This is a genomic window from Brevundimonas sp. UBA2503 (assembly GCF_002341485.1).
GTDB classification, from domain to species: Bacteria; Pseudomonadota; Alphaproteobacteria; order Caulobacterales; family Caulobacteraceae; genus Brevundimonas; species Brevundimonas halotolerans.
Genome location: NZ_DDOD01000006.1, coordinates 41,649 through 50,500, shown reverse-complemented (window position 1 = coordinate 50,500; position 8,852 = coordinate 41,649). Strand labels below are relative to the sequence as shown.

Here is an 8,852-nt window from a genome sequence, read left to right as displayed (position 1 = left end):
AGCTTATGAGTCCAGAACCTAGACCCGCTCGCTGACCTTGATGGCGGCGCGGCAGCCGGTCTTGATCACCGAGGACAGCAGGCGATAGCCGGGCGCCTCGCGGCTGCCGTGTTCGACGGCGTGGTCGTGGTGGGCCATTTCCTCGGCCCGGAACTGGGCCAGCTCGCGGGCCAGCTCGGGGTCACGGTCGGCCAGTTCTGCGATCTGGTCGGCATAGTGCTGCTCGATCACCGATTCGACCGCCTCGGTGCAGGCGTGGGCCGCCTTCTCGCCCAGCAGGGCCGTGCCGGCTCCCAAGGCCTGGGCGGCCAGATGCCACAGGGGCAGGGCGGCGGTCGGGGCGACCCGGTTCTGGTTCAGCAGGGTCTCGAACCGCGACAGGTGCACCTGCTCGTGCCCCTCCATCCCGGTCAGGTCGTCGGCGATGGCATCCTTGCCCTTCCGCCCCTCAAAGACGGCGCGCTGGGCGCGGTAGATCTGAACGGCGGCATACTCGCCCGCATGGTCGACCCGCAGGATCTCGGCCATCCGCGTCCGGCTCATACCCGCGCCCGGCCGGGGCAGGGGAATGTCGCGCGAGCCCTTGCGGCCCGTGATCTCCGGGTCGTTCAGCGGGTCGGTGGAGGGATCAACCTCTGGGGGCACGGGCATCCTTGGGACGTTTCGCGGCCAGCAGGCTGAAGATCGCGAGGGCCGCAGCAATCAGGGTATTCCACGCTGCCATGGACAGGCCCAGGAAGCGCCATGTCACGGCGTCGCACGCCACGATGGGCTCGACCTCGGCGGTGCCCATGGCAAGCGCCGCCAGCCGCTCCAGATTGATCTCGCCCGCCCCGCCCGAGCACACGGCGGGCAGTTCCCACCAGCCAGCCTCACCCCCGGCATGGAACCCGGCGGTGATCGCTCCGGTCAGAAAGACGATGAACAGCAGGAAGGCGGCGACCCGCGGCGTGCCCCGGCTGGCCCGGCTGACGAGGGCCCACAGGCTGGCGGTCAGGGCGATGGCGACCGCGACCCAATAGACCTCGCGCTGCTTGAGACACAGGTTGCACGGGGCCAGTCCGCCGAACCGCTCAAAGGCGTGGGCGGCAGCGAGGAGGCTCAGGGACGCCGCAAGGGCGAACACCGTCCACCAGCGGGTCAGGACACGATAGGCCGACATCATGCTGCGATGCTTAGCGCGGTCCTGCGGGAACGTCGATCCATCATCGTCGGCGGCTGGACCTGACACACCGGGATGCTAGACGAGCGTCATGACGACCGAACCCGCGCCCCTCCCGCCGTCCTCCGAACAGGACGACGTCCGCCAGAATCTGGCGCGCCTGCTACGGCGGCTGGCCGATGACGGGGCCGAAAACGGTCTGACCCTGCACCAGATCCGCGACCGGCTGGACGAGCGGGCCTACGGCCTGCTGATCCTGATCCTGGCCATTCCCTGTCTGGTGCCGGGTCTGTATGGCGTGCCGCAGGTGGTCGGCATCGTCATCGTGATCCTGGCCGCCCAACTGCTGGTCGGGCGTGAAGAGCCGTGGCTGCCGCAGTGGGTGCTGAGGCTGCGCGCGCGGGCCAGCTGGCTGAAGGCGATGGCCGATTTCGCCGAGCAGCGTCTGGGCTGGATCGATCGGTTCTCGCGGCCGAGGCTGTCGGCCTTCGCCTCGGGTGCGGGGGAAAAGCTGGCGGCTCTGTTCATGATTCTCGCGACCCTGACCATCGTCCTGCCCATGACCAACACCATCCCGTCGGTGGCGCTGTCGCTTCTGGCCGTGGGCCTGATCCAGCGCGACGGCCTGTTCGTCATCGGGGGAGCGATCGTGGCCACCGCCTGGATCGGCCTGCTGACCACGCTCGCCGTGGCCTTCCTGCTGGGCGCGGACTGGGCGATGCGGCTGGTCACGGACCATGTTCCGGGGCTGGGCTGAGGCCTGCTCGCCACAAGGTGAAGCCGCGTCGCTTGGCTTGAGCGGTCCGGATGACTAGGTTCCGGCCACAAAGGCGGCCGTGCGTGCCGCCGTGAACCCTTCAGGATCAGGAGACGCGACCATGGACGACGCGACCCAAACCCCCACGGCCCAACAGATCAATGCCGCAAACCCGCTCGGCGTCGACGGTTTCGAGTTCGTCGAGTTCACGGGTCCCGAGCCCAAGGCCATGATTGCGCGGCTGGAGCTGATGGGCTTCACCCAGACCCATGTGAATCCGGCCAATGACGTGGTCCGGATGAAGCAGGGCGACATCACCATGCTGGTCAACCGCACGCCCAAGGGTCAGGCCGCCGAGTTCGCGACCGACCACGGCCCCTCGGCCAACGGCATGGCCTTCCGCGTCAACGACGCCAAGGCGGCCTTCGAGGGCGCCGTGTCGCGCGGCGCCAAGCCGGCCGAAGGTCATGACGGCGGCGCCCTTGGCGGCGGCTATTCCTATGTGCTCCAGGGGATCGGCGGCTCGCTGCTCTATATCGTCGACAAGTACGGCGAGGCCGGCTCCCTCTATGACGGCTGGGACGAGATCGAGGGCTGGGAGGAGGCCGAGCGCAAGAACAGCGTCGGCCTGTTCAGCCTCGACCACCTGACCCACAATGTGCGTCGCGGCCAGATGCGCACCTGGTCGGGCTTCTATGGCGACGTCTTCGCCTTCGAGGAGCAGAAATATTTCAACATCAAGGGCAAGGCGACCGGCCTGCTGTCCCAGGCCATGATCGCGCCGGACCGCGCCATCCGCATCCCGCTGAACGAGAGCCAGGACGACAACTCCCAGATCGAGGAGTTCCTGAAGCGCTACAACGGCGAGGGCATCCAGCACATCGCCCTGCACACCGACAACATCTTCGAGACCGTCGAGGAGATGAAGCGGCGCGGCATCCCCTTCCAGGACACCATCGAGACCTATTTCGACCTGATCGACAAGCGCCTGCCCGGGCACGGCGAGGACGTGGCGCGCATGCGCGAGAACCGCATCCTGATCGACGGCTCGGACGAGGACGGTATCCTGCTGCAGATCTTCACCCAGGACACCTTCGGCCCGATCTTCTTCGAGATCATCCAGCGCAAGGGCAATCAGGCCTTTGGCGAGGGCAATTTCCAGGCGCTGTTCGACTCGATCGAGCTGGACCAGATCCGGCGCGGCGTGATCAAGGTGGATGCGTGACGCCGGGCCACGCGCCCGGCGCACAGGCAAGGATTCGAGGAGCGGCCGAGTGAGGCCGCTCCCGAGGCCTCCGGCCTGGATCCCGTTTACGGGACCGGTCGCAGCGGGGGTGACGGCGGGGCTGGCCGCGCCGCACCTCGGTTTCTGGCCGCTGGTGATCGTCGCCACCCTGATGGGACTGGTGCCGGTGATCGGCTATCAGCTGTGGAAACGGGCGCATCACGAGCGATGACGCCCAATCGGGGAGGCGGACCAATGAAGACCTGGCTTGCGGCGCTTGCGAGCGCTCTGACTGTAACGCTGGCCTCGCCGGTCCTTGCCCAGGACGGAGGGTGGTCGTTGGCCATCCACGGCGGGGCCGGGGTGATCGAGCGGGGCAGTCTGACGCCGGAGCAGGACGCCGCCTATCGCGCGGCGCTGGACAGCGCGCTTCAGGTCGGGGCAGGGGTGCTGGACAACGGTGGCTCGGCGCTGGATGCGGTCGAGGCCGTCATTCAGGTGCTGGAGGACGATCCCCTGTTCAATGCCGGGCGCGGGGCGGTCTTCACCGCCGACGGCCGGATCGAGCACGACGCCGCCATCATGGATGGCACGACCCTGGACGCCGGGGCGGTCGCCGGCCTGACCCGCACCCGCCACCCGATCAGCGCCGCCCGCGCGGTGATGGAGGACTCGCCGCACGTCTTCCTGATCGGGCAGGGGGCCGAGACCTTTGCCCGCGCGCAGGGACTGGACGAGGTCGAGCCGGCCTTCTTCTTCACCGAGCGGCGCTGGCGCGGACTGGTGCGGCAGCTGGAGCGCGACGGCCTGCCCGTGCCCGTCCGGCCCCAAGGCGCTCCGCCGGAAGGGGCCATGGCCGAGGTCGCCCCGCCGCTCGACGAGCGCAAATTCGGCACGGTCGGCGTAGTCGCGCTGGACCGCGAAGGACGGCTGGCGGCGGGCACCTCGACCGGCGGCATGTCCGGCAAGCGCTGGGGCCGGGTCGGCGATGTGCCGGTGATCGGCGCCGGCACCTATGCCTCGAACGCCGACGGCTGTGCGGTGTCGGCGACCGGCTCGGGCGAGTATTTCATTCGCGCGACCGTGGCCCGGGACATTTGCGCGCGGTATGCCATGGAGACGGCTCATCCTGAGTGGGAGAGAGGCCGGGTCGACGAAGTGCTTGAAGACTGCGATCCCGAAATGATCTGCACGGCCCACATGCGACGCCCGATCTACATCGCCGCGAGCGCGGAGATTCGGGAAGTCGGCGAGCTCGGCGGGGAAGGCGGCGTCATCGTCATGACGGGTCGCGGTGAGGCATGGTTCGAAATGAATACCTCCGGCATGTATCGCGGAGCCGCTTCATCGACGGAACCGGCGTGGGTAGCGATCTATGCCGATGATCCCGAATACTCTGCCGAGGAAGACTGAGCCGTGACCACCCGCGATCATCCGAATGTGGCGGTGCCGCCGCCGCTGATCTATTTCGCCTTCCTCGGTCTCGGCTGGGCGTTGGATCGCTATGGCGTCCAGATCGGCCTGCCGGCGGGTGAGGACATCAGCCTCGGCCTCGGGACCGAACTGCGGCGCGGGATCGCTCTCGCCCTGATCCTCGGCGGCCTGCTGCTGGATGGGATGGCGGCGGGGCTGTTCCGGCGACTGGGCACGGCGGTTGAACCGTGGAAGCCCTCGACGGCGCTGGCGACCGAAGGGCCCTATCGCTTCAGCCGCAACCCCATTTACGTCGGGTTCGCCATCACCTACGCCGGGCTGGCGGTGGCGATGGATTCGCCCGTCGCCCTGCTGATGCTGATCCCCTGTCTGGTGGTCATCGACTGGGCCGTGATCCGCAAGGAGGAGGCCTATCTGGCCCGCACCTTCGGCGCCGAATACGACGCCTATCGCAACCGGGTGAGGCGCTGGCTGTGAGTACTGAACGCCCCGACGACCTGTCCGCCCTGGCCATAGAGGAGCTGGACGCCGCCTGCGCGCTCAGCTGGGCCGAGATGAAGCGCATTACCCCCTGGGGCGACACCTATGAGGGGCTGACGGCCGGCGGGCTCGAGGTCGAGGTCGAGCGCCGCTATATCTGGGCCCACCAGCCGGAGGACGCCATCGCCATTGAGGTCGAGGTCCGCCTGCCCGGCACGCGACAGGGCGCCGAGGCCCGCGCCGTGATCGAACCGTCACGCTGACGGGCGGCCGTTAACCTTTCCCGTTGCCAAGCGGGCTGACCCTGCCATCATGGCCGCGGTTGAGGGAGGGTGATCGTGGCTGTTTATGCGACCGATTTTCAGGGGGGCGGCACGTTCGAGCCTGTCGACCCGCCTGTGTTCCTCGGCCTCGAGCCGCTGTTGCTGGCCCTGCTGGTGGCCATCGGCGCCGTCCTGTTCTTTCTGGGCTGGCAACTGAGAAACAGCCAGACGAGCCGCGACACCGATGCCGCCGAGCGCATCTGGAAGGCGATTGATGAGGCGCTGAAGGCCGCCATGAAGGCCGACGGCGGAGCCCTTGTGGGCAAGGCTGAGGAGGTCGAGCGAGTCATCCGCAAACGGCTGGGCGCAACCCTGTCCATCGCCAACGGCCTCAATCCGGGGCTCGACAGCCTCAGGTCTGCGCTGGACGGGCGCCGCCATGTGCCGCACGCTCATAGCCACGCCGAAGCGCATGATGATCACGGCGACCACGGTCATGACGATCATGCGGACGACGACCATGGCGCCGAGGAATCGTCGTCGGCCTCTGTCACCCAGATCACGGTCATCAATGGCAACCGGGACGGTCGGCGAAGCGGGACCGGTCACGGCGCTGGCGGTCGCAACCCTGACCATGGGGGCTCGCTGTCGCCGCGTGAGCGGGACCATGCCATCCGGGCAGCCATCGCGGATCTGAACGACTGGTGGCGGGACAAGGACGCCCGGATCGGCGAGATGCGGGACGCTCATCGCGAGCTGTCGGCGGACTGAGGTTTTCCTTCGGGCTGAAACCGCCTAATCGAGAGAAATGAAACTCGCATCCCTGAAACATGGCCGTGATGGCCGCCTCGTCGTGGTGTCGGAAGACCTGAACTGGTTCACCGACGCCTTTCTGATCGCCCCGACCCTGCAGGCGGCTCTGGATGACTGGGACCGGTGCGAACCGCGCCTGCGTGCCCTGGCTGAAAGCCTGGAACATGAAGCCGTGCCGCGCGGCCGCTTTCATGAGCGCGAGGCCTCGGCCCCCCTGCCGCGCGCCTATCAGTGGGCCGACGGCTCGGCCTATGTGAACCACGTCGCCCTGGTCCGACAGGCCCGGGGTGCCGAAATGCCCGAGAGCTTCTGGACCGATCCCCTGATGTATCAGGGCGGCTCTGACGGCTTCCTTGGACCGCGCGATCCCATTCCGTTGGCCGATCCCGCCTGGGGCTGTGATCTCGAGGCCGAGGTCGTGGTCGTCACCGGTGATGTGCCCCAAGGCGTGTCGCGCGACGAGGCGCTGGGCCACATCCGGCTGGTCGGACTGGTCAACGACGTGTCCCTGCGCAATCTGATCCCGGCCGAACTGGGCAAGGGCTTTGGCTTCGTCCAGTCCAAGCCCGCCAGCGCCTTTACCCCCGTGTTCGTCACGCCCGACTCGCTGGGTGATCGCTGGAAAGACGGCAAGCTGCACGGCGCCCTGACCGTCACCCTGAATGGCAAGCCGTTTGGTCAGGCCGACGCCGGCGACGACATGACCTTCGACTTCGGCACCCTGATCGCGCATCTGGCCAAGACCCGGTCGCTGGTGGCGGGCTCGATCATCGGGTCCGGCACGGTGTCGAACCGCGACGCCGACGGTGGGCCGGGCAAGCCGGTCAGCGAAGGCGGGCTGGGCTATTCCTGCATCGCCGAGGTCCGCACCGTCGAGACCATCCAGCGCGGCAAGGCCGAGACCCCCTTCCTGCAGCATGGCGACACCGTCCGCATCGAAATGCTGGACGAAAAGCACCACTCGATCTTCGGCACGATCGAACAGACGGTGGAACCCTTGGGATGAAAGCCGTCGCCCTGACCCTGATTGCAGCCCTCGCCGCCGGTCCGGTTCTGGCGCAGCAGCCAGAGGCCTGGACGGCCCAGACTGCGGATGACCTCACCCTGGCCTATGCGGTCTTCCCCGAGGGTATCGCGGTGATCGCCCGGTGTCAGGCCGGCACGCCCGAGCTACTGATTCAGGGGCTTCAGATTCGCATGCCGACCATCGATGTCGCCGCGCGGTTCGGGGACGGCCGGGTCCACTGGGGGTCGTGGATGCCCTCCGAGAACGGGCGATACCTGATTGCCGAGCGGCCGACCCAGCTGATGCGGGGCTTCGTCAATACCCGCACGGCCATGCTGCAGTTTGGCGAAGGGGACGGGGCAGTCCAGTTCACTGTGACCCCGCCCGCCGATACCTCCGGGATGGAGGGCGTACTGACGGCCTGTGGTCAGCCCCTGTTCCACGAACGGGACGAGGCCGAGCCACTCCGCCTGTCTGCAGGGGGCGATGATTTTCTCCGCGAAGGCCGGGTGATCATTCCGCCGCGCGCCGCCCGCGACCGTGTGTCAGGCTGGGCCTATGTCACCTGCATGACGGCCGAGGGCGGTCGCCTGACCGATTGCGAGGCCGAGGCTGAAAGCCCTGCTGGCTATGGCTATGGCGAAGCCAGTGTCCGCTCGCTGGAGGAATCCCGTATCCGCGGCGAGGTCCCGCCCGGCCGTCTTGTTTCGATCCGGCTGACGACTTTGGTGAACTGATGAGTTCGACAGGGTTCCGACCGTGGACAGCAGCCCTCGTCGTCATCTTCGGGCTGGCGCAGGCCACGCCCGGCCTGGCTCAGGATCCTGGCGACGACTGGGACATTGTCCGCGACCGGCGCGGGCGAGCGGAGATGGCCCATCTGCAGTTCAGCAACGGATTGGCCATAGTGGTCCAGTGCAAGGACAGGTCCCTTGACGTGATGGTGGGCGGACTTCCACCGGCCAGATCAACACCCAACCGTCTGGGGTTCCGGGAACGTCCCTTTGACCTGCGATTCCGCGGCGAGGAAGACCGGCGGCAGTTTTGGGCAGTAGGGACGGACAACACGCTCGCGGTAAGCCTCCTTCCGGCACCCTTTGCGCGCCAGCTGCGTCAAGGCGGAACCCTGGAGCTGGGGGTTCCGGAGGCCGGCAGTGAGGGGCAGACGCTGACCTATCAGGTCGATTTGCCGCCCTCAGCGCTCAATATTGATGAAGTCCTGAACACCTGCCGTCGCCCGCTTGTTGATCCCCGCGACGAGCTTCTTGACCAGGTGGGGACGAGCGGGCTGCCGACTCGCATTGTCTGGGCAGAACGACCAGACTTCGTGCCACGAGCAAGTGACCTTGTTTCGGGGTTTGCCGTGATCAGCTGTCTCACCCGACCCGATGGTCGCCTTCACGACTGTGTCGTGGAGTCGGAACACCCGCGTGGGGCAACGGCCGCGCGATCCAGCTCGGCAGCTGCCCGCCGTGCGCGCGTCGAGGTTGCCGGAGACCCGGACGCACCCGTTCCGGCCAGGCTCGTCCACTTCACCCTGAGCCTGTTCGTGGATTAGCCATCTTCGGCGTGACAGAGGATGGCGCACCCGGCGATGATCCGCTAAATCCGCCGGACGTCACGCGGGTGTGGTGGAATTGGTAGACGCGCCGGACTCAAAATCCGGTTCCGAAAGGAGTGTCGGTTCGAGCCCGACCACCCGCACCATGGCC

The 8,852-nt window shown here is 67.5% G+C and carries 12 protein-coding genes and 1 tRNA gene; 11 read left to right on the top strand and 2 right to left on the bottom strand.

The annotated features are described in order from the left end of the window. Positions 1–18 precede the first annotated feature (18 nt). Both B4K74_RS01725 and B4K74_RS01720 read right to left on the bottom strand, forming a co-directional pair. Positions 19–543, bottom strand: coding sequence for a demethoxyubiquinone hydroxylase family protein (locus tag B4K74_RS01725; RefSeq protein WP_286691485.1), 525 nt, complete (start codon positions 541–543; stop codon positions 19–21). 85 nt (positions 544–628) lie between these two features. Continuing rightward, positions 629–1,165 carry a disulfide bond formation protein B gene (locus B4K74_RS01720; protein ID WP_123287656.1) on the bottom strand — a complete coding sequence of 179 codons (537 nt, stop codon included), beginning with the start codon at positions 1,163–1,165 and terminating at the stop codon, positions 629–631. A gap of 88 nt (positions 1,166–1,253) precedes the next feature. Here B4K74_RS01720 and B4K74_RS01715 point away from each other — a divergent pair, with 88 nt between their 5' ends. From B4K74_RS01715 to B4K74_RS01665, 11 genes are all read left to right on the top strand, one after another. Continuing rightward, positions 1,254–1,919, top strand: coding sequence for an exopolysaccharide biosynthesis protein (locus B4K74_RS01715; RefSeq protein ID WP_286691484.1), 666 nt, complete (start codon positions 1,254–1,256; stop codon positions 1,917–1,919). A gap of 121 nt (positions 1,920–2,040) precedes the next feature. Then, positions 2,041–3,144: a 4-hydroxyphenylpyruvate dioxygenase gene (gene hppD, locus B4K74_RS01710; protein ID WP_286691483.1), complete on the top strand. Its 1,104-nt coding sequence runs from the start codon at positions 2,041–2,043 to the stop codon at positions 3,142–3,144. Positions 3,145–3,193: 49 nt separating this feature from the next. Beyond that, positions 3,194–3,376 carry a hypothetical protein gene (locus B4K74_RS01705; RefSeq protein WP_286691482.1) on the top strand — a complete coding sequence of 61 codons (183 nt, stop codon included), beginning with the start codon at positions 3,194–3,196 and terminating at the stop codon, positions 3,374–3,376. Positions 3,377–3,399: 23 nt separating this feature from the next. After that, positions 3,400–4,557, top strand: a complete 1,158-nt coding sequence (locus B4K74_RS01700) for an isoaspartyl peptidase/L-asparaginase family protein (RefSeq protein WP_286691481.1) — start codon at positions 3,400–3,402, stop codon at positions 4,555–4,557. 3 nt (positions 4,558–4,560) lie between these two features. Beyond that, positions 4,561–5,055 (top strand): methyltransferase family protein, encoded by a 495-nt coding sequence (locus B4K74_RS01695; protein WP_286691480.1) that lies wholly within the window; start codon positions 4,561–4,563, stop codon positions 5,053–5,055. After that, on the top strand, positions 5,052–5,321 hold the full coding sequence (locus B4K74_RS01690; protein ID WP_286691479.1) for a hypothetical protein: 270 nt from the start codon (positions 5,052–5,054) through the stop codon (positions 5,319–5,321). Before B4K74_RS01695 ends, B4K74_RS01690 begins: the two co-directional genes overlap by 4 nt. Positions 5,322–5,396: 75 nt before the next feature. After that, entirely contained in the window at positions 5,397–6,092 is a 696-nt protein-coding gene (locus B4K74_RS01685; RefSeq protein WP_286691478.1) for a hypothetical protein, read from the top strand. Between the two features lie 37 nt (positions 6,093–6,129). Continuing rightward, positions 6,130–7,140 carry a fumarylacetoacetate hydrolase family protein gene (locus B4K74_RS01680; RefSeq protein ID WP_286691477.1) on the top strand — a complete coding sequence of 337 codons (1,011 nt, stop codon included), beginning with the start codon at positions 6,130–6,132 and terminating at the stop codon, positions 7,138–7,140. Then, on the top strand, positions 7,137–7,877 hold the full coding sequence (locus B4K74_RS01675) for a hypothetical protein (protein ID WP_286691476.1): 741 nt from the start codon (positions 7,137–7,139) through the stop codon (positions 7,875–7,877). The genes B4K74_RS01680 and B4K74_RS01675 overlap by 4 nt, the downstream gene beginning before the upstream one ends. After that, a complete protein-coding gene (locus B4K74_RS01670) occupies positions 7,877–8,698 on the top strand; it encodes a hypothetical protein (RefSeq protein WP_286691475.1) in 822 nt (273 codons plus the stop codon). The genes B4K74_RS01675 and B4K74_RS01670 overlap by 1 nt, the downstream gene beginning before the upstream one ends. A gap of 64 nt (positions 8,699–8,762) precedes the next feature. Beyond that, positions 8,763–8,847: transfer RNA gene (locus B4K74_RS01665), tRNA-Leu, on the top strand. The last annotated feature ends 5 nt before the right edge of the window (positions 8,848–8,852 follow it).